This window comes from Amycolatopsis sp. NPDC114504 (genome assembly GCF_055633595.1).
In genome coordinates, this window is the sequence record NZ_JBVKDU010000004.1 from 306,970 (window position 1) to 329,942 (window position 22,973).

Here is a 22,973-nt window from a genome sequence, read left to right on the forward strand (position 1 = left end):
GTTCCTAGCGTGGTCGATCATGATCGCAGTGCTCGCGCCGATCCTGATCGGCCTCCTCTACGTCGTGCTCGGCTCCCTGATCCCCGAGCCCCACCGGCGGAAGTTCAACGCCGTCATGATCGGCGGTGCCGGCGCCGCGTACCTCTCCGGTGGCGCGCTCGGGCCGTGGGAGCTGGTGTTCTGCGCGGCGATGACCTACGTCGCGTTCCGCGGCCTCGACTCGTGGACGTTCATCGGCATCGGCTGGCTCCTGCACACCGCCTGGGACGTCGTCCACCACCTGAAGGGCCAGCCGATCCTGCCGTTCGCGCACGACTCGTCGTTCGGCTGCGCGCTCTGCGACCCGGTGATCGCGATCTGGTGCTTCACCGGCGGCCGGTCGGTCTTCGGGGCGTTCCGCCGGGTTGGCGCGCGGGAGCCGCGGGTACCCGGCCCGGCATGAGCACCGATGTCGAACGCGCCGCGCACGCCTTCTGCCCCCGGTGCCACCCGGACCCGCAGCCGGGCGAGGTGCTGATCGCGCTGTGCGGCGCCCGGCACCCGTACCACGGCCGTCGCGACCGGCCGGTGAACACGTGCCCCGCCTGCGTCCGGCTGGCCTCGGCGAACGTCTACGCCTGCGGCCACCCCGGCGGCTGACGGGCGGTTGTGTGAGCGCGAACAACCGGCTAACGTGAAATGTCTTCATGATCCTGCCGGCTGTTCCCGCTCCCCCGCCACGGAAGGAACACCGCCTTGCGCAGAGTGTTCACCGCCTTCGCGACGGCCGTTCTCGCCGCGTCCGGGCTCGCCGTCACCGCGCCCGCCGCCCACGCCGCCGGCGGCACCTTCAGCGTCCTGTCCTACAACATCGCCGGTCTGCCCGAAGGCATCTCCAGCGCGCCCACCCCGCGCGCGCCGAGCACGACCGCCATCGGGCAGCGCCTCGGCCCGTACGGCCTGGTGCACGTCCAGGAGGACTTCAACTACCACGCCACCCTGTACGCGGCCGACACTCACCCGTACCGGACGCCGACGAGCGGCGGCGCCGGGATCGGGAGCGGCCTGAACAGCCTGTCCGCCCTGCCCGTCGACGAGCTCGAGCGCGTCCGCTGGGACTCGTGCCAGTTCGACTCGGGCGACTGCCTGACGCCGAAGGGCTTCACGTTCACCCGGCTCCGGCTCGCCGAGGGCGTCTACGTCGACGCGTACAACATCCACACCAACGCGGGCACGAACGACGGTGACCAGGCCTCGCGCGCCGCGAACCTCAAGCAGCTCACGGCGTACATCGCCACGCACTCGGCGGGCAACGCCGTCCTGGTCATGGGCGACACCAACACCCGCTACACCCGGGCCGCCGACACGATCCGGGCGTTCGCCGCCGACAACGGGCTCACCGACGCGTGGGTCCGGCTCGAACGCGGCGGCGTCCCGCCCGCGGCGGGCAGCGATCCCCTGGTGTGCGACGAGTCCGCGGTCACCAACGCGTGCGAGATCGTCGACAAGGTGCTCTACCGGGGGAACAAGCTGATCTCCCTCGACGCGACGTACTACAACAACGAGCACACCGCGTTCCTCGACGCGTCCGGGGCGATGCTGTCCGACCACGACCCGGTGACCGTGCGGTTCGGCTGGACGACCGACCCGGCGTTCCGGCTGAGCGACCGGTTCGGCGGCCCGCACGGCACGCCGTTCACCGACCTCGACCGGATCCCGCCGGCCGCGCGGGCTTCGACGCTCACCCTCAGCGCGGGCAGCCGCGTCGACCGGATCGGCCTGACCCTGGCCGACGGCACGACGTTCGGCCACGGCGGAACCGGCGGCACCTCGCGGACGTATCAGCTGGCCGACGGCGAGTACGCGGTCTCGGCGGAACTGTGCCAGGGCAGCTACAACGGCCACACGCGGATCTTCTCCGCCCGCATCACGACCAACCGCGGCGGCACACTCAGCGGCGGCACGAAGACGTCGGACTGCACCACCGCGACCGCACCGGACGGCTGGCAGATCGCGGGCTTCCACGGCCGCTCGGGTGACGAGGTGGACCAGCTGGGGTTCGTCTACACGCGACGCTGACCGTCCTGAGTCCACAAAGGACCGACGAGTACTGGCAGCGCTACTATCAGGGCGAGCCCGCGCACGGCGGCCGCGACGAGGTACGGCGCCCGCAACCCGAGCGCGTGGGCCACCAGTCCGCCCGCCAGGGTGCCGACCGGGATCAGGCCCCAGCCGAGCAGCCGGTTCGCGCTGGTGACCCGGCCCAGCAGCGCCGACGGGACAAGGTCCTGCCGGAGGCCGACGGTGACGATGTTCCACAGCGTCGTCGCGAACCCGTTCACGGCGAGGAACGCGCCGAGCACCACGGCGTCGCGGCTCAGGCCGATGCCCGCGAACGCGCCGACGTTGACCACCAGCGCGGTCGGCAACGCCGCCCGGGACCCGATCCGGGCCACCACGCGCGCGTTGACCAGCCCGCCGAGCACGCTGCCCAGCGCGGCCCCGGCGAGCAGCAGGCCGTAGCCGCGCGCGTCGAGGTGCACGACGCGGGTGGCGAGCAGGACGAGCGTCGCGGCGGCCAGCTGGCCGCAGAAGGCGTTGACACCCACCAGGATCGCGAGCGTGCGCAGCAGCCGGTGCCGCAGCAGCCACGACAGTCCCTCGCGGACGGCGGAGCGCGGGCGGGCACCGTCGGCACGCCGGGGCAGCTTCGCCACCAGGACGGCGGACACCGCGAACGAGACGGCGTCGAGCCCGAACGGCAGCGCCGCCGCGACCCCGAACAGCAGGCTGCCCACGGGTGGCCCGGCGAACTGCTCCGCGATGGTCGTGATCGCCTGCTGACGCCCGTTGGCCCGCGGCAGCAACGGTTTCGCGACCAGGTCCGGCAGGATCGCCTGGGCCGCGGTGCCGAAGACGACGTCGCCCGCGCCGAGCCCGAACGCCGTGACGACGAGGATCGGGACGCCGGCCGCCCCGCAGGCGGCCAGGACGGCGGTCACGGCGACCAGCACGGCCTGCGCCGCCTGCGCGCGCCACATCAGGCCGGCCCGGTCGTGGCGGTCGGCCAGCGCGCCGGCGGGCAGGGACAGCAGCAGCCACGGCAGGTAGGCCGCGGCCGAGACGAGCGAAACGAGCCGCGGGTCCTGGGTGACCGTGACGGTCAACAGCGGTACCGCCGCGGTGAACGCGCCGGTGCCGAGGTTGTCGATGCCGGTCGCCCACAGGAGCCGCCGGAAGTCCCGTCCGATCATCCTCCGATCTTTTGGCCCGCCGCGATCCGCGGACAGCATTTAGCTCCGGGCTACATACTCGGCACCATGGCACTGACGATCGAGCTCGACGTCGCGCAGCTGGCGGCGACCCGCTTCGCGATCTCCCCGCTGTCGGAGACGGTCGCGTGCCTGCAGCAGCTGGGCGGGCGCGAGCGGCAGGCGACCGCGCTGCCGTGGCTGCGCTGGGCGGCGGACGAGCTCGCCCGCGCGCCGCTGGACCTGCCGTGGACGTGGCCGCTGATCGTGAGCGACCGGCCCAACTGGCCGGAGTTCCTGGTCCCCGCGCCGCGCGACTCCGGCCCGTCCATCGAAGACGATCTGGCCGCGCTGCGGCGGACGACCGCGCGCCAGGTCCGGCGCAGCCTCGGGCGCGTGTTCGGCGCCGACCTCCGCGGGACCACCGCCGAGCTGGCCGCGCGCCCGGCGGCCGGGCTGACGGCGATCGCCGCGGAGCTGCGGGAGGCGCACGACCGGCTGCTCGCCCCGCACTGGCCGCGGATCCGGGCCGTCCTCGACGCCGACGTCGCCCACCGCGCGCGGATGCTCGCAACGGGTGGCGCGGAACGGCTGTTCGCCGGCCTGCACCCGGACTTGCGCTGGGACAACGGGAAGCTGCTGCTCGACGGCGACCGCCGGGTCGACCAGGGACCCGGCGGCCTCGTCCTCATCCCGGTCGTGCTCGGCTGCCCGCACGTCCTGATCAAAGGGCGCACGTCCACGCAGACGACGGTCCGCTACCCGGCGCGCGGCCGCGGCGCGCTGTGGACGGCGGGCACGCGCGCGCCGTCGGACGGCACGGTCCGGCTGCTCGGCCGCGCGCGGGCCGGGCTCCTGGAAGCACTGCGCTCCCCCGCCACCACGACCGACCTGGCCCGCGCCCTCGGCGTGACGCCCAGCGCGGTGTCGCAGCACCTGGCCGTCCTGCGGGAGAACGGGCTGGTCGAGCGGGAACGCTCCGGGCGCCAGGTGCTCTACCTGATCACGGCGCTCGGAGCGGCCCTGCTCACCCGCTAACCCAGCGAGGTCAGCGGCACCGCGAACACCGACCGCCCGCACGTCTGGCTCTGCGCCTGGCAGTCGGCCGTCGACCACTCCGACTGCGACCAGACCAGGCCCGTCGACCAGTCGTACGTCAGCGCTTCCGGGTGGACCGCCCAGCAGGCGGACGTGGAGCCGCAGGTCGCCGACGTACTCGCCGACGTCGTCTGGGCCCAGAGCTGGCCGTTGAGCGTCGCCGAGCTGTGGGCGACGTACCACTTGCCGTCGTGGGACAGGACGCCCTGCATGTTGCCGACGTAGCTGCGGAACGCCTCGGTCGCGGTCCCGGTCAGCAGGTAATCCGTGCCCATCGGGAAGCGGTAGAGGCGGCCGTGCAGGCTCTGGTCGGAGAAGTACTCCGTCGTCACGATGCTGGCCGGGCTCGTGCTGCGGTCCAGGGAGAGCGATGAGAAGCACGGCACGCCGGTGTCGGACGCCATGCTGCACGTGCCGCCCGCGTAGGAGTAGTAGCCGATCTGCATCATCGCGTACTTGTACGTCCAGGCGGCGTACCCGCCGGAGGTCTTGCCGATCGCGTTGGACGTCGTGTCGGTCATCTGCAGGATGTGCTTGGTGCTGAACACCCGGATCGCGGTGGAGGTGTTCCCGACGGCGGTGACGTAGATCTTGTCGCCGAGCCAGGCCATCCCGCCCATGTGCGCCTGCGCGCCGGAGAAGCTGCTGCCGGTGCTGTTCGGCACGGCCAGGTACATCATCCGGTGGGCGGCCGAAGCGGGGTCGTTGTAGTTGACCGCCTGGATCCGCGCGTCGTTGTAGCGGCCGAGCGCGTCGGTGCCGTGCCAGCCGGACAGGATGATCTTGTCCGCGCCCCACATGCCGTCGTCGTCGGCGTCGCCGGAGGTCGTGATGCCCTGCGGGACCCAGGTGGTGCTGCCCGCGCGTTCGGAGTCCCAGCACAACGACTTCGTGGCGGCCGGCGCCTTGGGCAGCGCGGCCTTTTCGGCACCGGTGCAGCCGGTCATCGCGTAGCTGGGATCGTTGACGACGGTGTTGAGGCTGACGTTCGGCAGCGCGTTGTCGAGCGCCGTCAGCGCGGCGGCGGGCGTCGCGTGCCAGACCAGGTTCTGCTTGGTCGTGGTCGTCAGCGGATCGCTGTAGGCGGCGCTGGCCGTCCCGGGTAAAGCCAGTGCGCCGGCCACCACGGCCAGCGCGAGGAGGAGCGCTTTCGGAGTTCGCATGTCCGGCATTGCGCCAGAGGCGGATCCAAATTTCGTACAACGCCCGTACTAAGGCGTGTCCTGTAAGTGATCTAGCTGCGGCACCTGGGACAAGATCCTCGACCGGGTGATCGTCAAAGACGACGCCGTCGGCGACCTCGAATGGATCATCTCGATCGACTCCAGCGTGGTCCGAGCGCACCAGCACTCGCCCGGTGCCCGGAAAAAGGGGGATGCAGCGAAGGGGTCGAAGTCCTCGCCGTCGACGGAGAAGGGCTCGGACGGTCTCGCGGCGGGCTGAGCACCAAGATCCACCTGGCCGTCGACGACCGTGGCCTGCCGATGCGGTTCCTGCTCACCCCGGGCCAAGCCGGAGACAACCCGCAGCTGGTTCCGTTGCTGGACGGCATCGGCGTCGCCCGCCGCGTCGCCAAGGGCTCCCGCGGCGGGCGACCACCGGCTTTCGATCCCGAGGCCAGTTCCGTGGTCTGGCCACTCGCTACGCCAAACGTGCCGCCTACTACCAGGCGGAACTCACCATCGCCGCCGTCGTGCTCTGGCTCCGATGACTTACAGGACAGCTCCTAGTCGGCCAGGGACAGCACCGTCCGCGCCTGCTCGACCATGGCCACGTCGAGGAACGTCCCGTCCGGCAACGCGATCGCGCCGACGCCGGCGGCCGTCGCGTCGGCGACCCGGGCGATGACCTCCCGCGCCCGCGAGACCTCCTCCTGCGTCGGCAAGAACGCCGTCCGGATCGTCTCGAGCTGGACCGGGTGGATCGCGGTCCGGCCGCGGAAGCCGAGCGCGCGGCCCGCCCGGCACGACGCCGCGAGCCCGGCGAGGTCGCGGACGTTCGCGTACGCCGACATCGCGGGCGGCGCGAGCCGGGCCGCCCGCGCCGCGACGATCACGCGGCTGCGCGCCCACGTCAGCCCGGCGTCGTCGGCGACGCCGAGGTCCGAACGCAGGTCGGCCTCGCCGAGCCCGATCGACGCGATCCGCGGGGACGCCGTCGCGATGTCCAGCGCCCGCTCCACCCCCAGTGCCGACTCGATCAGCGGGTGCAGCGCCCGGCCCGGCAGCACGGCCCCGGCGGCCAGGACCTCCTCCGGCGCTTCGACCTTCGGCAGCCGCGCCCCCACCGCGAGCGGCAGCCGGGCGAGCGCGGCGAGGTCGGCCGCGTGCCACGGCGTGCTCGGGTGGTTGACGCGCACCTGCACCGGCCGGGACACCGACGCGAGCACCTCCAGGGCGTTCGCCCGGGCTTCGTCCTTGCGCGCCGGGGCGACCGCGTCCTCGAGGTCGACGAGCACGACGTCCGCCTCGGACGCCAGGGCCTTGCGCACCCGGTCCGGCCGGTCGGCCGGGGTGTAGAGGAACGTCAGCGGCGGGCTCACACCGCACCCCGCTCGCGCAGCTCGGCCACCCGCTCGGGCGAGAACCCCAGCTCCTCCAGCACCGCGTCGGTGTCGGCGCCGTGCGGACGGCCGGTGAAGCCGATGACGCCGTCGTGGCCGGACAGCCGGAACAGCGGGCCCTGCATGAGCATCGGGCCGAGCTCGGCGTCCTCGATCTCGTGGATCGTGCCGAGCGCCCGGAACTGCGGGTCCGCGACGATGTCGGCGGCGTCGTAGATCGGCGCGACGGCGGCCTGTGCCTCCTCGAACGCGGCGACGACCTCGTCGCGCGTGCGCTGCCCGATCCACTTGCCGACGGCTTCGTCCAGTTCGTCGGCGTGCTGCGCACGATCGGCGCCGGTGGCGAACCACGGCTCGTCGGCCAGGTCCGGCCGCCCGACCATCCGCACCACGCGTTCGGCGATCGACTGGGCCGAAGTGGACACCGCGACCCACTGGCCGTCGGCGGTGCGGTAGGTGTTGCGCGGCGCGTTGTTCGTCGACCGGTTGCCGGTGCGCGGCTGCACCGTGCGCAGCTGGTCCCAGCGCGTGATCTGCGGGCCGAGCATGGCCAGCATCGGCTCGATGATCGCGGTGTCGACGACCTGCCCGCGCCCGGAGTTCGCGCGCGCGGCGAGGGCGACCATGATCGCGTAGGCCGTGGCCAGCGACGCGACGCCGTCGGCGAGCCCGAACGGCGGGAGCGTCGGCGGCCCGTCCGGTTCCCCGGTCGTCGCCGCGAAGCCGCTCATCGCTTCGGCGAGCGTGCCGAAGCCCGGCCGGCTCCGGTAGGGACCGAGCTGCCCGAAGCCGGTGACGCGGGCCAGCACGAGCTTCGGGTTCCAGCTCGCCAGCTCGTCGTACCCGAGGTTCCAGCGTTCGAGCGTGCCGGGGCGGAAGTTCTCGATGACGACGTCCGCGGTGGTGGCCAGCGCGAGGAACACCTCACGGCCGCCTTCGCTGCCGAGGTCGGCGGTGACCGTGCGCTTGTTGCGCCCCAGGGTCTTCCACCACAGGTTGACGCCGTCCTTCGCGGCGCCGTGGGTGCGCGAGGGGTCGGGCTTGCGCGGGTGCTCGACCTTGATCACCTCGGCACCCATGTCCCCGAGGTGCATCGCGGCCATCGGGCCGGCGAAGAGGGTGGACGCGTCGACGACGCGCAGCCCGGCCAGCGCACCGGCCGAAGGGTCACGGGAGACGGTCACGCCGTCACCTCCCAGGCGCAGCGGAAGCCGACCGTCGCGCTCCGGGCGAGGCCGAGACCGGGCAGGAGGAGCTTCACGGTGTAGTCCGGTGCTTGCACGCCGCCTTCGACGTACCACTCGGAGCCTTCGGCCGCGTAGTCGCTGCCGCCCTTGAGCATCACGAACCGCGTCCGGCCGTCGGAGTGTTCGCTCTCGGTCCAGTTCCACACGGCCGGGGTGCCACGCTTGAGACGCTCCCCCGCCAGCTGCCATTCGTCCTCGGTCGGCAGGCGCCCGCCACGCCACTTGCAGTACGCGCGGGCGTCGTCGAGGTCGACGTGGGTGACCGGCTCGTCCGGCGCGCCCGGCTGCCTCGGCTCTTGCCCGGTGGCGGCGAGGAACTCCGCGTACTGGGCGTTGGTCACTTCGGTGGCCGCTATCGCCACGGCCGTGGTCAGCTCGCCTTCGCGTTGCAGCGTGCGCGCGTCGTGCAGGCGCGGCGAGAGCGGCTTCCATTCGTCCACATAGGGCGCACCCTGGTACATGCCGGTCTCGCGGGCGCGGTACCGGACGGTGAGGACGTACGGTCCTTTCGGGACCACGACAGCGTCCTCGTCGGGCTCGCCGGTGGTCCTTTGTGGACTTACCCGCTTCGCGATCCGGTGCGGGAAGCGGGCGTCCGGGTCGTGCGGCAGCGGCGGGAGGTCCGGCCGCCACCCCGCCACCGTCGCCCCGATCCCCCGGGCCGGCACGCCGTCCAGGAGATCGGTGCCGGGCAGCGGGCCGTGGTAGTCGGTGTCGCCGCGGTTGACGAGGGTCCAGAGCGTCTTGCCGTCGAGCTCCCACTTCGAGGCGTAGACGCCCGCGGCCTCCGCCTCGGGTGCGAGTTCGGCGAGGGGCGTCCATTCGCCGTTCAGCAGCAGGTCTTCGGCGGCGCGCTGGAGCGTGACCATCCGGCGGACGGTCGCGGCGTCGCGGGGCGACCAGCCGACCCACACCCCGAAGACGACCTCCCACACCATGACGCCGACGCCGTTGAGCCACGCCGACTGCAGCTCCTCGCTGTGGTCGCGGTGCCAGCGCCGGACGTGGTGCTGCATGTGGCGCCGCTCGTACCAGTGGGCGCGCAGGACGCCCGGGACCGGCGAGTCGGCGAAGAACTGGGCCCACGACGCCGCGTGGTCCTCGATCCGCTCGACCGGCAGCTTGGACTCGCCTTCGAGGACGATCCCGGGCCGGGCGGCTTCGAGCCGGTCGACGAAGTCCGGCTCGGCCTTCTTGAGCGTGTCGAGGAAGACGCCGTCGGCTTTCAGGTCCGCGACGAGGGCCGCCAGCTCGGTCAGGTCGTCATCGCCGCGGCGGGTGCCGACGTCCCAGGGGTTGTAGTCGACGAAGACGTGCAGCCCCTGGTCGTGCAGGGTGTCGATCAGCTCGGCGAGCCCGGGGACGTCGCGGTAGAAGTCCCACTGGTTGCGGTCGTCGAGACCGATCACCGGGTAGGCGTGCCAGAGCACGACGGCGTCGAGGCCACCGAAGCGGTCGCGTGCGTCGGCCAGGAAGCGTTCGGGGGTGAAGCGGTGTTCGTCGAACGAGTAGAGGAGTTCGTCCCAGAGCCACACCTGGGCGACCGTGTGGCAGGTCCGCGCCCAGGCCGCTCCGGGGCGTTCGTACATCCTACCGGTGTAGCCGTGGCGGGCTCGGGCGTCGTCGCGCCAGTTCTCGAGGGCCTCGCGCCACGCGGGCCGGTCGGCCGGGTCCGCGGGCGCGGCGAAGATCTTGGCCGCGTCGGGATCGGGGCCGGTGACGTCGGCGGGCCGGTCGATGGGGCGCGGGACGAGCGGGTCGAACGTGTAGGTCATGATGTCTTTCCTGCGACCTCGTCTTGGCTGGGAACGGCGGCTTGGGCACCGGGCCGGGTGACGGCGAGCGCCCCGGCCACCGACGCGCGTTTCGCGGCCGTGGGGAGGTCTTCGCCCTGGGCCAGCGCCGCGGCGAGGACACCGCAGAACGTGTCGCCGGCGCCGGTGGTGTCGACGACGTCCACGGGGAAGCCGGGGATCCGCACGGGTTCGTGGTCTCGCCGGAGGATCACGCACCCTTCGCCGCCGAGGGTGACGACGACGGCGGGCACCCGCTCGAGCAGCTTCTCGGGCTCGCCGGCGAGGTCGGCCGCTTCGTGTTCGTTGACGACGAGGATGTCGAGGACGGCCAAGAGCGAATCAGGCAGCTCGCGCGAGGGGGCGGCGTTGAGGATCATGCTCGCGTTCTCCTCCCGAGCCGCGGCGGCGGCCGCCACCACGTCGAGCGGGATTTCCAGCTGGGCCAGCACGACATCGGCCTCGGCGATCCGCCCGGCCTGGGCCGGGCCGATCACGACGTGGTCGTTGGCACCGGGCGCGACGACGATGGCGTTCTCGCCGGCCGGGGCAACGGTGATGAAGGCGGTGCCGGTGGGTGCTTCGGCGCGTTCGACGAGGTCGGTCCGGACCCCGGCGCCGCCGAGGGAGACGAGGAGCAGGTCGGCGCCTTCGTCTTCACCGAGGGCGCCGACGAAGGTGGTGTCGGCGCCGCCGGCGTAGGCCGCGGCGACGGCTTGGTTCGCACCCTTGCCCCCGGGACTCCGACGCAACCGCGCACCGAGGACGGTTTCCCCGGCTTTCGGTACCCGCGGCACATCGACGGCGAGATCGACGTTGGCCGAACCCACGACCACGACCCGCCCGGCGGCAGGGTTCGGGTGGCCGGCGACCGCACCTCCGCCGGCCGAGGTCTCGGCCGCACCGCCCGCTCCACCCCCGGTCACGACCGCACCTCCGCCAGTGCCACCGTCCGGGCCGCGAGGTCCGCGATCCGCCGTTCCCCACCGGGCAGCGACGTCGCGATCCGGCCGTCGAGGGGCTTGCTCCAGTACTCGTCCACCCCGCTCACCGAGCCGACCACGCCCCCGACCGTCGCGGCCACCGAATCCGTGTCCCACCCGGCCGTCACCGCGATCGACACACTCGGCCCGAACTCCCCGCCGCCCGCCGCGAGCGCGTACGCGATCGTCGCCGCGTTGTTCAGCACGTGCACCCAGTGCAAGTGCCCGTACTCGGCGTGCAGCCGGTCGAGTCCACTCCGGACATCGCCCTCCGACGCCGCCGACCGGCCGAAGCGGATCGCGGACTCCAGGTCGGAGCCGGCCGGGACCACGGAGAACGCCGCGTCCAGGACCTCGTCCACCGTGTCGCACACCATCGCCGCCGAGGCGAGCGCCGCCGCCCACATCGCGCCGTACACGCCATTGCGCGTATGACTGAGGCGCGCGTCCTCCCACGCCAGCCGCGCCGCCGAGACCACGTCGCCCGGGGAGACCCAGCCGAACACGTCCGCGCGGATCAGCGCGCCGATCCACTCGCGGAACGGGTTCCGGTACGTCGCCGTGTCCGTCCGCGCGTCCAGCAGGTTCCGGTACGCCGCGCGCTCCGCCGTGAACACCCGCCCGGCCGGCAGGTTGTCCAGCCACAGCTGCGCGACGTCCGACGTCGTGAACGACCGGCCGTGCGTCTCCAGCAGCGACAACGCGAGCATCGGGTAGTTGAGGTCGTCGTCCTCGGGCATCCCGTCGATGTTCTCCTCCAGCGACGTCGGCGCCGAACGACGGTTCCACGGCCACCGCGCCGCGACCTCGTCGGGCAGCCCCACCGCGGTGAACCAGCCGGTGAGCGGCCAGCGGCCGGTCGCCCGCAGGATCTCCTCGATGCCCTCCCGCGGGATCTTCTCCACGGGCTTCCCGAGCAGGCATCCGGCGGCCCGCCCGGTCCACGCCCCCAGCTCCCGCCCACGGGACCCGCGAGGCAGCGAAGGCGCGGCAGGCAACGACAGCGACTCCCACGAAGGCGAGAAGTCCGGTGCCGCCAAGGAGTCCAGCAGCTCACGCGCCAGAGAACGCAACGCGGGCATCGCCGGCCCGGCACCGCTGACGGCCGGCACCGGGTCACCGCCCGCCGCGACCCACCGCTCCCGCACCGCGGTGACGTCCTTGCCCTCCGCGGCCGACTGCACCAGCTCGTGCGGCAGCAGGTCCTCGGGCTGGGCCCAGGTCAGCCTCACGCCGTCTCCTCGAAGAACGCGACCCGCGCCGCAGCCCGGTCCCGGTCGGCCTTCAGGATGTCCGCGGCCGCCGACGCCAGCAGGTGCCCCGTCTCGCGGAGGTCCATCCGGCTGGCGTCGCCGATCTCGTCGACCCACTCGGCGGGCACGGCGGCCGTCCCGCCGAGGCCGGCGCAGATCGCCGCCGCCATCACGGCGATCGAGTCCGCGTCGCGGCCGTAGTTCACCGAGGCCAGCACCGCGCCCCGGAAGTCGCCGCGGTGCGCCAGCACGAACGCCAGCGCGGCGGGCAGCTCCTCGATGGACTTCGTCCGCGACGGGCGCCGCGCGTCCATCGACATCTCCCGGTAGTGCGGCCCCACCGAGTCGAACGGCGCGACCGTCTCCCGGACGCGCGCGGCCAGCGCCCGCTCTTCGTCGTCGGTGGCCGGGGGGACGGTCCGGCCACCGAACTCTTCGACGACGGCCCGCAGCGCCGCCGCGGTCCCGTCGTGGGCCACGTCCAAAGCCGCCGCGACGACGTCGTCGAGCGCCGCGCCCGGGGTGACCGCGGCCGACACCATCGCGGCCAGCACGCCCGCGGCCTCGCGGCCGTAGCTCGACTGGTGCGCGCCGGTGAGGTCGATCGCCTCGGCGTACGCCGCCCGCGGGTCACCCGCGTTGACGACGCCCACCGGGGCGACGTACATCGCCGCGCCGCAGTTGACCACGTTGCCCACGCCCGCTTCGCGCGGGTCGACGTGTCCGTAGTGGAGTCTCGCGACGATCCACTTCTCCGCCAGGAAGACCCGCTGCAGCAGCAACGCGGTCGACTCCAGCTCCGGCACCCAGCGCGGCTCGCCGATCATGAGCGGCACCAGGTCCTCGGCCATCGCGTACGCGTCGAGGTGCGCGCGGCGCTTCGCGTACACCTCGACGAGCGCCCGCGTCATGAGGGTGTCGTCGGTGATGTGCCCGTCGCCCTTGTGGTACGGCGCGATCGGGCGCGCGGTCCGCCAGTCCGGGTACCACGGCCCGACGACACCGGTCACCCGGCCGCCGTGGCGCTCCTCGATCTGTTCGGGCGTCCACCCTTCGGTGGCGCCGCCGAGGGCGTCCCCGACGGCCGCACCGGTGATCACCGCGACGGCCCGGTCTTCCAGCCAGGTCAAGAGTCCGCTCCTGTCATTTGCTGACGCTCTTCCAGCCGTCCTCGAGCTGCTTCGCGAGGCCGGCGGCGTCGATCTTCTGTCCGAGGAACTGCTGGTAGGCCGGGGTCGCGACGGTGTCCTTCCACTGCGCGTACTTGCCGGCGAACAGGTAGGGGGCCGAGGTCAGGTACTCCCCCGAGGCGAGGATTTCCTTCCAGCCGTTCTTCGCGCCGAGCTTGGTCGTGAGCGCCTGCCGCGCCGAGGTCGTCGGCGGGATCAGAGCGTCGGCCTCGTTGACGGCGGCGAGGTTTTCGGTGCCGGTGAAGAAGTCGACGAACTCCGCGGCCTCCTTGACGTGACCGGAGTCCTTGTTCACCGACAGCGTCTGCGGGTTGGCGGCCTGCGCGGGCCCGGCCGAGCCGGCCAGCGGCGGCAGCACGACCCAGTCGAAGCCCTTCGGCGCGTCCTTCGCGATGTTGGCCGCCTGGTAGGAACCCTGGACGGTCATCGCGATCTGGCCGGCGTAGAACGGCGCGAGCGCCTTGGTGCCCGACTGCGTCAGCGTGACCGGCAGGATCGAGTGGTCCTGGTGCGCCATGGCGTCCACGAGCTGCGGCAGCGCCTGCTCACCCTGGCCGACGCTCAGCTGCGCCTTGTCCCCGGTGCCGTCGAAGTACTTGCCGCCGAACCCGGGGGCCAGCGCGACGAACGCCGCCGTCGGGCTCGACAGTCCCCAGCCTAGGCCGAACTTGCCGTCCTTCGTGGTCGCCTTGGCGATGTCGCGCAGCTGGTCCCACGTCATCGTGGCGCCGGTCGGGATCGTGACGCCCGCCTGCTGCAGCCGGGTCTTGTTCGCGAAGACCACATAGGACTGCAGCTCGGTCGGGGCGGCGATCACCTTGCCGTCGACCGTCACCGAGTCCAGGACGCCCTTCGGGATGTCCGCGCGCTTCTGCTCCGGCAGGTACTGGGTCAGGTCCGCGAGGTAGCCGTCGGTGGCGAAGGGCGCGATGCCGGCGGCTTCGTAGTGCACGATGTCCGGCGCGGTGCCCGCGTTGAACTGGGTGATCAGCTTGTCGTAGACGCCGTCCCAGCCCGCCTGGACGATCTTGACCTGCACGTCCGGGTGGGCCTTGTTCCAGTCGCCGACGATCTTCTGCGTCGCGGCGATGGCGGCGGGCTGGTCGGACAGGGACTGGAAGGTGAGGGTGACCGGCCCGTCCCCGCTGTCTCCGCTGCCACCTCCTCCGCAGGCGGTGAGCAGCAGGCCGACGGCCGTCAGCGCGGTGGCGGCGATCATGCGTCGTGTCTTCATCGACCGACCTTTCGAACTCTCTTGTGTGGGGTAAGGAGGGTCATCCCTTCACCGCCCCGGCCATCAGGCCGCCGGTGAGCTTTCTCCGCAGGATGCTGAAGAAGACGATGCTGGGGATGGCGGCGAGCACGGCGCCCGCCGCGAGCGGGCCGAGGGCGACCTTGCCCTCCCCGCCGACGAACATGTTGAGCGTGATGGGCAGCGTGTAGTTCTCCGGCGACTGCAGGAGGACCAGTGCGAAGAAGAACTCGTTCCACGACGAGACGAAGCTGAACATCGCCGTCGCGGCGACGCCCGGGGCGAGCAGCGGGAAGACGATCGTGCGCAGCACGGTCAGCCGGGTCGCGCCGTCCACCGCCCCGGCCTCTTCCAGCTCCACCGGGATCGCGGCGACGTACCCCTGCAGCATCCAGAGCGCGAACGGCAGCATGTACGTCGTGTGCACGAGGGTCAGGCCGGCGAGGTTGTCGGCCAGGCCGAGCGTCCGCAGGATGAGGTACAGCGGCAGGATGATGAGCACGACCGGGAACACCTGGCTGACCAGGATCCAGCCGACGCCGGCCGCGCGCACCTTGCCCTTGAGCCGCGCGAGCACGTAGGACGCGGGCACGGCGACGACCACCGACAACGCGGTCGAGGAGAGCGCGACGATCAGGCTGTTGAAAGCCGACCGGACCAGGCCCTGCTTTTCCAGCGCTTCGGTGTAGTTGTCCCAATGCCATTCGCTCGGCAGCAGGCTCACGGTGAGCGAATTGAGCTCGCCCGACGACTTCACCGACGCGGAAATCAGCCACAGCAACGGGAAACCGAGGAACAGGATGTAAAGCGCGAGGGCGACGTATTGCGCCGGGCGCACCAGGGTCTTCATCAGCGCCCCTTCACGGCGCGGTCGTCGCGGAACTGCGACCGCAGGTAGACGGCGAGGATGAGCACGACCACGACGACGAGCACGAGTCCCATCGCGGCGGCGTAGCCGATCTCGCGGTTCTTGAAGGCCTCCAGGTAGATGAACAGCACCGGGACCATCGTCTTGCCGCCCGGGCCACCCGCGGTGAGCACGTAGACCAGCGAGAACGAGTTGAAGTTCCAGATGAAGTTCAGCGACGTGATCGACGTGACGATCGGGCGCAGGCTCGGCCAGGTCACCGCGGTGAACCGGCGCCACGCGCCCGCGCCGTCCATCGCGGCGGCTTCCTGCAGTTCGGCGGGGATCTGCTGCAGGCCGGCCAGCAGCGTGACCGTCGTCTGCGGCATGCCGACCCAGACACCGACGACGATCACCGCGGGCAGCGCGACCGAGAAGTCGCCGAGCCAGTTGATGTCGCTGGGCAGGCCGACGCTGCCGAGCACGGCGTTGAGCGGGCCGCCGTTGGCCGAGTAGATCATCTGCCACATGATCGCCACGACGACCGGCGGCATCGCCCACGGCACGAGCGCGAGCACCCGCGTCAGGCCCTGCAGCCGCAGGCCCGAGTTCAGCAGCAGCGCGAGTCCCATCGCGGCGGCCAGCTGGAGAACCGTGACGCCGACGGTCCAGATCATGCCGATCCGCAGCGAGTCCCAGAACAGGTCGTTGCCGACGAGCTTCGTGAAGTTGTCGACGCCGGCGAAGCCGTAGTCCGGGTGGCGGACCAGGCGCGCGTCGGTGAAGGCCAGGAAGATCCCGACGACCAGCGGCGCGACGCTCAGCACGAGGATCGGGATCAGCGACGGCAGCACCAGCGCGATCGCTTCGCGCCGCCGGGTGCGGGCCAGCACGGGCTTCTTCTTCCCGGCCGGGGGTGCCGGGCGGGTCAGCGTCGCGGTCATCGCGCACCCCCGGTCGACTCGCGCACCATCAGTTCGGGCCCGACGGCGACCTGCTGCGCCGCGTGGTCCGGGTCGTCGGCGAGCTGGAGCATGATCCGGGCCGCCGCGCGCCCGCGTTCGGTCGAGCCGAGGGAGACGCTGGTCAGGCTCGGCTGGAAGACCCGGCCGATCTCGGTGTCGTCCATGCCGGTGACGGCGACGTCCTCCGGCACGGAGAGCCCCAGTTCCCGCACGGCCCGGATGGCGCCGATGGCGAGCAGGTCGTTGGCGGCGACGAGCGCGTCGAGCCCGCCGCGGGCGAGCAGCGTCCGGGCCGCTTCCAGCCCGGCGGTGACGGTGAAGTCGCCGGCGACCTCCTGGTCGACGCGCTCCGCGGCGATTTCCCCGGCCACGGCGTCGAACCCCCGCTGGCGCGCCGCACCGGGCGTCGTGTCGAGCGGGCCGTTGAGGAACCCGATCCGGCGGCGGCCGAGGGCGTACAGGTGGCGGACGGCGGCCCCGATCCCGCCCGCGGAGTCGGTGGAGACCGAGCTGATGCCCCGGTCGTCCAGGGCCCGCCCGATCACCACGACCGGGACGGGGGCCTGCTGGATCTCGCGGATCAGCCGGTCGTCGGTGCGCAGCGGGCTGACGATCATGCCGTCGACGAACCCGCTGTTGAGGCTGCGCACGAGCTCGGTGGTCGACGTCGCGGTGTCCCCCGTGCTCATCACGACGACCCGGTAGCCGTGCGGCGCGAGGACTTCGTGGATGGCCCGCATCATCTCGACGTAGACAGGGTTCCCGATGTCGGCGACGGCGAAGGCGACCTGGAAGGTCCGCTTCAGCCGCAGCGACCGCCCGATGGCGTCGGCGCTGTACCCGAGCTCGGCGGCGGCGGCGCGGACCCGCTCGACCATCGCCGGGCTGGCCCCGGTGCCGTGCAGCGCCCGCGAGGTCGAGGCCAGGGAAACCCCGGCGCGCTCGGCGACCTGGAGCAGCGTGGCCCGTGTTGACGTCATCGGCTACCTCGTTGTGCGTTCTTGGAAACGTTTCCAGCTGCGGAAGGCGGGGTTGGAAACGTTTCCAATCGGATTAATCCAGATACTGACACCGGTGAGCGGGGCATGTCAACACGACACGGAGAGCACCCGGGCGGTCACGTGCGGCACGACGAGGGTCGGCTCGCGTACCCGGCCGGCCGGTCACGCGTGGCGCCACCGGACCGCTCCCGCATCCTGGTACGGCTGGCCGCCATGACCGGAATGCCCCGATAGTGGTCGCGTGCTCACTTCCCGTGCCCCGCTCACCCTCCCCCGGGCCGACCGGACCGGGGCGCGAGTGTCCTATCGGGACGCACTCGTCGCGACCCTCGCCGGCTACCGCCCGCTGCTGCTGGACCTCGTCGTCCCGGCCGGGCACGCGCCCGGCGGTGGCCATCCGGTGGTGGTCTACCTCTACGGCGGCGCGCCGGCCGGCGGGTCGCACAAGCACAGCCTGCTCGGCGACCGGGTGACGGATCGGCTGGTGGCGGCCGGGTTCGCCGTCGCACGGGCCCAGTACCGGCAGGGACGCGAAGCGGCTTTCCCCGCGCAGGTCCACGACGTGAAGGCGGCGGTGCGCTGGGTGCGTCACCACGCCGGGGAGCTGGAGCTCGACGCCGGCCGCGTCGCGGCCTGGGGACACTCGGCGGGCGGCTACCTGGCCGCGATGCTCGCCGTCACGGCGGACGACGCCGACCTCGAAGGCGACCTCGGGATCACGGGCCCGCCGAGCCACGTCGGCGCCGCGATCGCCTGGAGCGCGCCGACGGACTTCACGCGCATCCCGCCGCCGGCCGCGGATTCCCCGTTGCACAGCGGCGGGCACGACCCGCACGACTGGCTCCCCGGGCCGACCGCGAGCCCGCTGCTCCACGCGTCGGCGGCCGCGGCCCCGCTCCTGCTGGCCCACGGCACCGACGACGCCGGGATCCCGATCGCCCACAGCGAAGCGCTGGTCGCGGCCTACTGGCGAGCCGGCGCCGACGCGGACCTCATCCGCCTCGACGGCGCCGGCCACTTCTACGGCGAGCGCAAGCTCCAGCACGTCACCGACGCCGGCATCGCCTTCCTCCGCAACCACCTCACGGCGGCAGCCTGAGCTCAGCCGACGACGTCGATCTCGAACGGCTCCGCGGAGCTGTACTCGAGGTCGGCCCACACCGCGCCCGGCAGGGCGAAGCGGCGGTGGGACGTCATCCGGTCGTTGTACGCCGGGTCGGACTTGGGGTTGTGCCCGATGCCCACCTTGTCCGAGCCCCACGCGAAGATGTTGCCGACCCACATCGGCGTCGCGATGCCTTCGCCGTTGATCCGCGGGCGGACGATCACGGCGGCGCCGGCACTGCCGGACAGGTTGAGCCGGACCGCGTTCACGCCGATGTTGGGCGGGGTGACGGTGATACGTTCCATGATCTCCACTTCCGGTTCGACGGTCAGGGACGCCGGCGAATCCACGCCGGGCCAGAAGTCGGCCACGACGGAGATGTCGATGCCGGGTGCGACGTCCAGCAGGTACTGCGCGGCGATCGCGCCCGCCGGGATCTCGGCTTTGCCGGTGGCGGTGGCGATCCAGTACAACGGCGGATCGACGCGCTGGGCCGTGAAGGCCGCCTTCACCTTCGGCCAGGTCGACCGGTTGCAGTAGATGACGGGGTACGCGAACCCCGACGCCCGCCGCCGCTTGGCCCACCCCGGCGCCTCCTCCGGCGTGGCGTCGCCGGGCTCGACGTCCAGCACGTGCCCGTCGTCGGTCGACGCCTTCTTGACGATCCGCACCTTCAGGGCGTCCGGGAACAGCGCCCAGTCGGCGGCGGTCCACGGCGCGAGCTTGATCCGGTCGATGTACCCGGCCACCAGCACGGGACGGCTGTCCTTCTTGAGGATGTTCCGCGCGGTGACCGCGTCGTACATGGTGCGCATCGGCGTGCCTCGAAATCGTGGGGCGGCGGATATCGACGTATTCACGATCGCGGAGAGAGGATAACGCCACAACGGCGAAAAGGGCGCCTCTTCGGGCGGAATCGGCCCACCGAAAAGACTTCACGCCCGCGGGCAGGCCCGGAAACAACCGGACCCGCCCGCTTGCCGGGTCATTCTTCGCGCAGATTCTCCAGGCTCGCCGTCCGCCACAACGCGGGCAGTGTCAAAGCGGTGACGAACAGTACCGCCGCGATCGCGGTCCCCGTCAGGGTCGCGATGGCCGGCACGTCGGCCGCCATCGGGCGGTGCACCACGAGGGTGAGCACCAGCCAATCGAGGGCGAGCCCGGCCGGCACGGCGACGACGACCGCCACCGCCACCGGGATCACCAGCTGCCACACCAGCGACCGCGCGAGCACGCCGCGCCCGACGCCGTTCGCCAGCAGCGCGGCGAGGCTGCGCCGGCGTTCCCGCAGCTGCTCCCAGGCCGCGACCAGCAGGCTGCCCGCGACGAACAGCAGCACCAGGACCGCGCCGACCGACAGCACCCGGGTGATCAGCGCGTAGGTGCCGTCCTCCCCGGTGCCGAGCGAGTACACGGTTCCGTTCCACCCCACCACGTTCCGGACGCGCTCCACCAGGTCCGGGTCGCCGTTCGGCAGGGTCGCGGACACCGTCAGCCCGACGTCGGACGCCGTCGCCAGCGCGCCCGGGGTGACGAACAGCTCCGCCGCGTCGACCCCGGACAACGGCACGCGGTGCACCGCCGGCACCGTCCACTGAGGAGTTTCGGCCCGGTGGGTCCGGCGGAGCTCGGAGGACCACAGGCGGTCGCCCGGCGCGGGCACGTAACTAGTCCGGGCCGTCCCGGCGTAGACGTCGCCGTCGCGGCAGTCCGCGACCCCGCCGGCCCGCAGCCGCGCGCAGTCCGCGACGACGATCGTGGAGCGCTGCCCCGTCGCCGTCTCGATCATCGCGCGGGTCCGCACCGGCACGCCGCCCTGCCCGGGCAGCGCGTGGAAGGCCGCGGTGAACGCCTCGCCGTCGGCGACACTCGTGGCGTAGTAGCTCGCGAGCACCCGGATCTCCTTCGATGCGGGGCGTTCGCTCGCGACGCGGTCGTAGACCCCTTGCAGGGCAATGAATCCCGTCAGCACCACGGCGACACCGCTGACCAGGCGCGCCGCCGTCGCGCTGTCCAGCTGGAGCCGCCGCACGGCCAGCAGCCAGGCGGGCGAACCGCCACCGAGCAGGCCCGCGAGCCGCTCGACCAGCCACGGCAGCACCAGGGGCACGGCCATGAGGATCAGGACCACCCCGGTGATCACGGCGAGGTCGTCGGCGCTGTCGCCGCCCAGGCCGGTGAGCAGCAACACCCCGCCCGTGACCGCGGGAAACAGGCGCCACAGCAGCTTCCGCCGGGCCGGTGTCCCCCGCCGCACGACGCCGAGCGGCTCGATGACGACCGACCGCAGCGCGAACACGGCCGCCGCGCACGCCAGCACCGGCAGCGCCAGCAGGGCCGGGGCGCCGAGGCGCCAGTCGGGGACGAGGTCGGTGCCGAAGAGGCCGCCGCGGAAGGCGGACACGGTGATCTCCGGGACGAGCACGCGGATGAGCTGGAACAGGGCCAGGCCGGCGGCCAGGCCGGCGAACGAGCCGAGCAGCGCCTCGCCGGCCGCGATCCGGTGCACCTGGCCGCGGTCCGCGCCGACCAGGCGCAGCGCGGCGAGCCGCCGGTCCCGGGCCGCCGCCGCGAGCCGGGTGCTGGTGATGACGAAGACGAACACCGGCACCAGGCAGGTCGTCGCGCCCATCACGACCAGCAGCAGCTCGAGCGGGGACAGGCCGCGGTGGGAGGCCCCGGCCCCGAACCGGCTCACCAGTGCGGTGTCCGGCTGCCGCGCGACGGTGTCCGAGCCGACGTAGAAGAACAGCTCGTTCGGGCCGGTCAGCCCGGCGTCGCCGATGGTGCCGATCACCCGCTGCGAAAGCCGGGTGCGCAGCAGCTCGCCCTCCGGCGACCGCAGCAGCTCCGCCAGTGCCGGGGACAGCACCGCCTCCCCCGGCCCGGGCAGCCGGTCCACGCCCGGCGCGACCGGCAGGCGGGGCCCGGTGGCCTGCACGAGGTAGCCCTGCAGGCCGCGGCCGCGGAACTCGTCGTTGCGGGTGACCACGTGGACCGGGTCGACGCCCTCGGCGACCGCCCCCGCGTCGAGGAAGCGCGCGCTCGCCCGGTCGTCCCGGGCGGCGAGCATGGTCGGCATCGCCGTCGCGGTGAGCAGGACGGCCACGCCGAGGCCGACGCCGACCGCCGTCAACGCGAGCCGCACCAGCGCCGTCCGCGTCCCGCCGCCGCCCAGCGCCAGGCGCATCCCGAGCGCGAGGTCGTTCACCCAGCGCCGGATCACCGGGTCACCTCGAGCTCCCGCGTCCGGCCGTCCCGCACGACGACCTCGCGGTCGGAGTACGCCGCGACGCGGGGTTCGTGCGTCACCAGGACCACCGCCGCGTCCCGCTCCTGGGCCACGGACGTCAGCAGCTGCATGACCTGCTCGCCGTTGAGCGAGTCCAGGGCGCCGGTCGGTTCGTCGGCGAAGACGACGCTCGGGCCGGTCACGAGCGCGCGGGCCACCGCCACCCGCTGGCCCTGCCCGCCCGACACCTCGCCCGGCCGCTTGCCGGCCACGTCGGCGAGGCCGAGCTCCGCCAGCATGTCGCGGGCCCGCTTCGCCGCCACCCGGCCGCGCTCGCCGTTCAGCCGCAGCGGCAGGGCGACGTTCTCCTGGCAGGTGAGCTCCGGGACCAGCCGGCCGAACTGGAAGACGAAGCCGAAGTCGGTGCGGCGCAACGCCGAGCGCGCGCGGTCGGTCCGCAGGGCGAGGTCGTCGCCGCGATAGCGGACGGTGCCCTCGTCCGGCCGGACGATCCCGGCCAGGCAGTGCAGCAGCGTCGACTTGCCCGCCCCGGACGGGCCCATCAGGGCCACGACCTCCCCCGCGCGCACCCGCAGGCTCGCCGACGTCAGCGCGTCCGTGGGCCCGTACGCCTTCCGGACCTCGGCCGCTTCGAGCAGGACTTCCCCCGTGGTGCTCACGCGATCTCCTTCGCCAGCTGGTCGAGCCGGGCCGTGGTCAGCTCCAGCCAGCGGAGATCGGCCTCCAGGTGGAACAGCGCGTGGTCGCAGACCAGCTGGTCGACGAGGTCACCCCCGGTCTTGCGGCGGGTCAGCTCGCGCATGGCGTCGAGGTGGGCCGTGCGCTGGACGTCGAGGACGTCGATGGCCGGGCGGCCGGAGAGCAGGGCGAGCACGATCTTCGTGTAGAGCGTGTTCTGCAGGTACGCCTCCGGCTTCTCCGGGGTCGCCAGCCAGGTGCCGACGTCGGCGACCCCGGCCTCGGTGATCGCGTAGCGCTTGCGCTCGGGGCCACCGCCGGCCTCGATGCCGTCGGCCTCGACGAGGCCCTGCTTGAGCAGCCGGGCCAGGGTCGAATAGACCTGGCCGTAGTGGACGCGGCGGTCGTGCCCGAACCGGTCGTCGTAGGCGCGTTTCAGGTCGTAGCCGTGCCGGGGGCCGTTTTCCAGCAGCCCGAGCAGGGTGTGTCCGATCGACATGCGGGAGACTGTACAC

21 protein-coding genes and 1 pseudogene are annotated in these 22,973 nt (G+C 72.6%); 6 read left to right on the plus strand and 16 right to left on the minus strand.

Features of this window, described 5'->3' with window-relative positions; translation table 11 throughout:
• The first annotated feature begins 19 nt into the window (after positions 1-19).
• From ACZ7PG_RS31155 to ACZ7PG_RS31165, 3 genes are all read left to right on the plus strand, one after another.
• Positions 20-442 (plus strand): DUF6010 family protein, encoded by a 423-nt coding sequence (locus tag ACZ7PG_RS31155; RefSeq protein WP_470242695.1) that lies wholly within the window; start codon positions 20-22, stop codon positions 440-442.
• On the plus strand, positions 439-639 hold the full coding sequence (locus ACZ7PG_RS31160; RefSeq protein WP_470242696.1) for a hypothetical protein: 201 nt from the start codon (positions 439-441) through the stop codon (positions 637-639). The genes ACZ7PG_RS31155 and ACZ7PG_RS31160 overlap by 4 nt, the downstream gene beginning before the upstream one ends.
• 105 nt (positions 640-744) lie before the next feature.
• Positions 745-2,058, plus strand: coding sequence for a jacalin-like lectin (locus ACZ7PG_RS31165; protein WP_470243650.1), 1,314 nt, complete (start codon positions 745-747; stop codon positions 2,056-2,058).
• Here the strand turns inward: ACZ7PG_RS31165 and ACZ7PG_RS31170 are convergent.
• Positions 2,043-3,233, minus strand: a complete 1,191-nt coding sequence (locus tag ACZ7PG_RS31170; RefSeq protein ID WP_470242697.1) for an MFS transporter — start codon at positions 3,231-3,233, stop codon at positions 2,043-2,045. The genes ACZ7PG_RS31165 and ACZ7PG_RS31170 overlap by 16 nt on opposite strands.
• Before the next feature lie 66 nt (positions 3,234-3,299).
• Between ACZ7PG_RS31170 and ACZ7PG_RS31175 the strand changes: the two genes are divergently transcribed.
• Complete coding sequence (locus tag ACZ7PG_RS31175; RefSeq protein WP_470242698.1) at positions 3,300-4,268, plus strand: ArsR/SmtB family transcription factor; 969 nt, start codon at positions 3,300-3,302, stop codon at positions 4,266-4,268.
• Here ACZ7PG_RS31175 and ACZ7PG_RS31180 read toward each other — a convergent pair.
• Positions 4,265-5,491, minus strand: coding sequence for a hypothetical protein (locus ACZ7PG_RS31180; RefSeq protein ID WP_470242699.1), 1,227 nt, complete (start codon positions 5,489-5,491; stop codon positions 4,265-4,267). The genes ACZ7PG_RS31175 and ACZ7PG_RS31180 overlap by 4 nt on opposite strands.
• A gap of 154 nt (positions 5,492-5,645) precedes the next feature.
• Here ACZ7PG_RS31180 and ACZ7PG_RS31185 point away from each other — a divergent pair.
• Positions 5,646-5,881: pseudogene (locus tag ACZ7PG_RS31185) on the plus strand (transposase); the annotation flags it as partial.
• Positions 5,882-6,054: 173 nt separating this feature from the next.
• On the opposite strand, the gene ACZ7PG_RS31190 reads toward ACZ7PG_RS31185, so the two are convergent.
• From ACZ7PG_RS31190 to ACZ7PG_RS31235, 10 genes are read right to left on the minus strand one after another with little or no spacing between them, the layout of a single operon-like run.
• Entirely contained in the window at positions 6,055-6,870 is an 816-nt protein-coding gene (locus ACZ7PG_RS31190) for an HpcH/HpaI aldolase/citrate lyase family protein (RefSeq protein WP_470242700.1), read from the minus strand.
• A complete protein-coding gene (locus ACZ7PG_RS31195; RefSeq protein WP_470242701.1) occupies positions 6,867-8,075 on the minus strand; it encodes a CaiB/BaiF CoA transferase family protein in 1,209 nt (402 codons plus the stop codon). Before ACZ7PG_RS31195 ends, ACZ7PG_RS31190 begins: the two co-directional genes overlap by 4 nt.
• Positions 8,072-9,913 (minus strand): formylglycine-generating enzyme family protein, encoded by a 1,842-nt coding sequence (locus ACZ7PG_RS31200; protein ID WP_470242702.1) that lies wholly within the window; start codon positions 9,911-9,913, stop codon positions 8,072-8,074. The genes ACZ7PG_RS31195 and ACZ7PG_RS31200 overlap by 4 nt, the downstream gene beginning before the upstream one ends.
• A complete protein-coding gene (locus ACZ7PG_RS31205) occupies positions 9,910-10,857 on the minus strand; it encodes a ribokinase (RefSeq protein ID WP_470242703.1) in 948 nt (315 codons plus the stop codon). The genes ACZ7PG_RS31200 and ACZ7PG_RS31205 overlap by 4 nt, the downstream gene beginning before the upstream one ends.
• Positions 10,854-12,146, minus strand: a complete 1,293-nt coding sequence (locus ACZ7PG_RS31210; protein WP_470242704.1) for an ADP-ribosylglycohydrolase family protein — start codon at positions 12,144-12,146, stop codon at positions 10,854-10,856. The genes ACZ7PG_RS31205 and ACZ7PG_RS31210 overlap by 4 nt, the downstream gene beginning before the upstream one ends.
• Positions 12,143-13,297 (minus strand): ADP-ribosylglycohydrolase family protein, encoded by a 1,155-nt coding sequence (locus ACZ7PG_RS31215; RefSeq protein WP_470242705.1) that lies wholly within the window; start codon positions 13,295-13,297, stop codon positions 12,143-12,145. The genes ACZ7PG_RS31210 and ACZ7PG_RS31215 overlap by 4 nt, the downstream gene beginning before the upstream one ends.
• 13 nt (positions 13,298-13,310) lie before the next feature.
• On the minus strand, positions 13,311-14,591 hold the full coding sequence (locus ACZ7PG_RS31220) for an ABC transporter substrate-binding protein (RefSeq protein WP_470242706.1): 1,281 nt from the start codon (positions 14,589-14,591) through the stop codon (positions 13,311-13,313).
• A gap of 40 nt (positions 14,592-14,631) precedes the next feature.
• The gene (locus tag ACZ7PG_RS31225; protein ID WP_470242707.1) at positions 14,632-15,459 is read right to left on the minus strand and encodes a carbohydrate ABC transporter permease; all 828 of its coding nucleotides are present in this window, start codon (positions 15,457-15,459) and stop codon (positions 14,632-14,634) included.
• Positions 15,459-16,400: a carbohydrate ABC transporter permease gene (locus ACZ7PG_RS31230; RefSeq protein WP_470242708.1), complete on the minus strand. Its 942-nt coding sequence runs from the start codon at positions 16,398-16,400 to the stop codon at positions 15,459-15,461. Before ACZ7PG_RS31230 ends, ACZ7PG_RS31225 begins: the two co-directional genes overlap by 1 nt.
• Positions 16,397-17,401, minus strand: coding sequence for a LacI family DNA-binding transcriptional regulator (locus tag ACZ7PG_RS31235; protein ID WP_470242709.1), 1,005 nt, complete (start codon positions 17,399-17,401; stop codon positions 16,397-16,399). The genes ACZ7PG_RS31230 and ACZ7PG_RS31235 overlap by 4 nt, the downstream gene beginning before the upstream one ends.
• A 262-nt stretch (positions 17,402-17,663) precedes the next feature.
• Here ACZ7PG_RS31235 and ACZ7PG_RS31240 point away from each other — a divergent pair, with 262 nt between their 5' ends.
• Complete coding sequence (locus tag ACZ7PG_RS31240) at positions 17,664-18,521, plus strand: alpha/beta hydrolase fold domain-containing protein (RefSeq protein WP_470242710.1); 858 nt, start codon at positions 17,664-17,666, stop codon at positions 18,519-18,521.
• Positions 18,522-18,523: 2 nt separating this feature from the next.
• Here the strand turns inward: ACZ7PG_RS31240 and ACZ7PG_RS31245 are convergent, their stop codons facing one another.
• The 4 genes from ACZ7PG_RS31245 to ACZ7PG_RS31260 form a co-directional block, all read right to left on the minus strand.
• Positions 18,524-19,342 (minus strand): hypothetical protein, encoded by an 819-nt coding sequence (locus ACZ7PG_RS31245; RefSeq protein WP_470242711.1) that lies wholly within the window; start codon positions 19,340-19,342, stop codon positions 18,524-18,526.
• A gap of 170 nt (positions 19,343-19,512) precedes the next feature.
• Entirely contained in the window at positions 19,513-21,753 is a 2,241-nt protein-coding gene (locus ACZ7PG_RS31250) for an FtsX-like permease family protein (RefSeq protein WP_470242712.1), read from the minus strand.
• Entirely contained in the window at positions 21,750-22,439 is a 690-nt protein-coding gene (locus ACZ7PG_RS31255; RefSeq protein ID WP_470242713.1) for an ABC transporter ATP-binding protein, read from the minus strand. The genes ACZ7PG_RS31250 and ACZ7PG_RS31255 overlap by 4 nt, the downstream gene beginning before the upstream one ends.
• Positions 22,436-22,957: a PadR family transcriptional regulator gene (locus ACZ7PG_RS31260; protein WP_470242714.1), complete on the minus strand. Its 522-nt coding sequence runs from the start codon at positions 22,955-22,957 to the stop codon at positions 22,436-22,438. Before ACZ7PG_RS31260 ends, ACZ7PG_RS31255 begins: the two co-directional genes overlap by 4 nt.
• Positions 22,958-22,973: the final 16 nt, after the last annotated feature.

Coding starts and splice junctions, on each gene's coding strand:
- ACZ7PG_RS31260 (WP_470242714.1), bottom strand. CDS start 22,957: ATGTCGATCGGACACACCCTGCTCGGGCTGCTGGAAAACGGCCCCCGG.
- ACZ7PG_RS31230 (WP_470242708.1), bottom strand. CDS start 16,400: ATGACCGCGACGCTGACCCGCCCGGCACCCCCGGCCGGGAAGAAGAAG.
- ACZ7PG_RS31220 (WP_470242706.1), bottom strand. CDS start 14,591: ATGAAGACACGACGCATGATCGCCGCCACCGCGCTGACGGCCGTCGGC.
- ACZ7PG_RS31180 (WP_470242699.1), bottom strand. CDS start 5,491: ATGCGAACTCCGAAAGCGCTCCTCCTCGCGCTGGCCGTGGTGGCCGGC.
- ACZ7PG_RS31155 (WP_470242695.1), top strand. CDS start 20: ATGATCGCAGTGCTCGCGCCGATCCTGATCGGCCTCCTCTACGTCGTG.
- ACZ7PG_RS31160 (WP_470242696.1), top strand. CDS start 439: ATGAGCACCGATGTCGAACGCGCCGCGCACGCCTTCTGCCCCCGGTGC.
- ACZ7PG_RS31225 (WP_470242707.1), bottom strand. CDS start 15,459: ATGAAGACCCTGGTGCGCCCGGCGCAATACGTCGCCCTCGCGCTTTAC.
- ACZ7PG_RS31175 (WP_470242698.1), top strand. CDS start 3,300: ATGGCACTGACGATCGAGCTCGACGTCGCGCAGCTGGCGGCGACCCGC.
- ACZ7PG_RS31170 (WP_470242697.1), bottom strand. CDS start 3,233: ATGATCGGACGGGACTTCCGGCGGCTCCTGTGGGCGACCGGCATCGAC.
- ACZ7PG_RS31245 (WP_470242711.1), bottom strand. CDS start 19,342: ATGCGCACCATGTACGACGCGGTCACCGCGCGGAACATCCTCAAGAAG.
- ACZ7PG_RS31235 (WP_470242709.1), bottom strand. CDS start 17,401: ATGACGTCAACACGGGCCACGCTGCTCCAGGTCGCCGAGCGCGCCGGG.
- ACZ7PG_RS31200 (WP_470242702.1), bottom strand. CDS start 9,913: ATGACCTACACGTTCGACCCGCTCGTCCCGCGCCCCATCGACCGGCCC.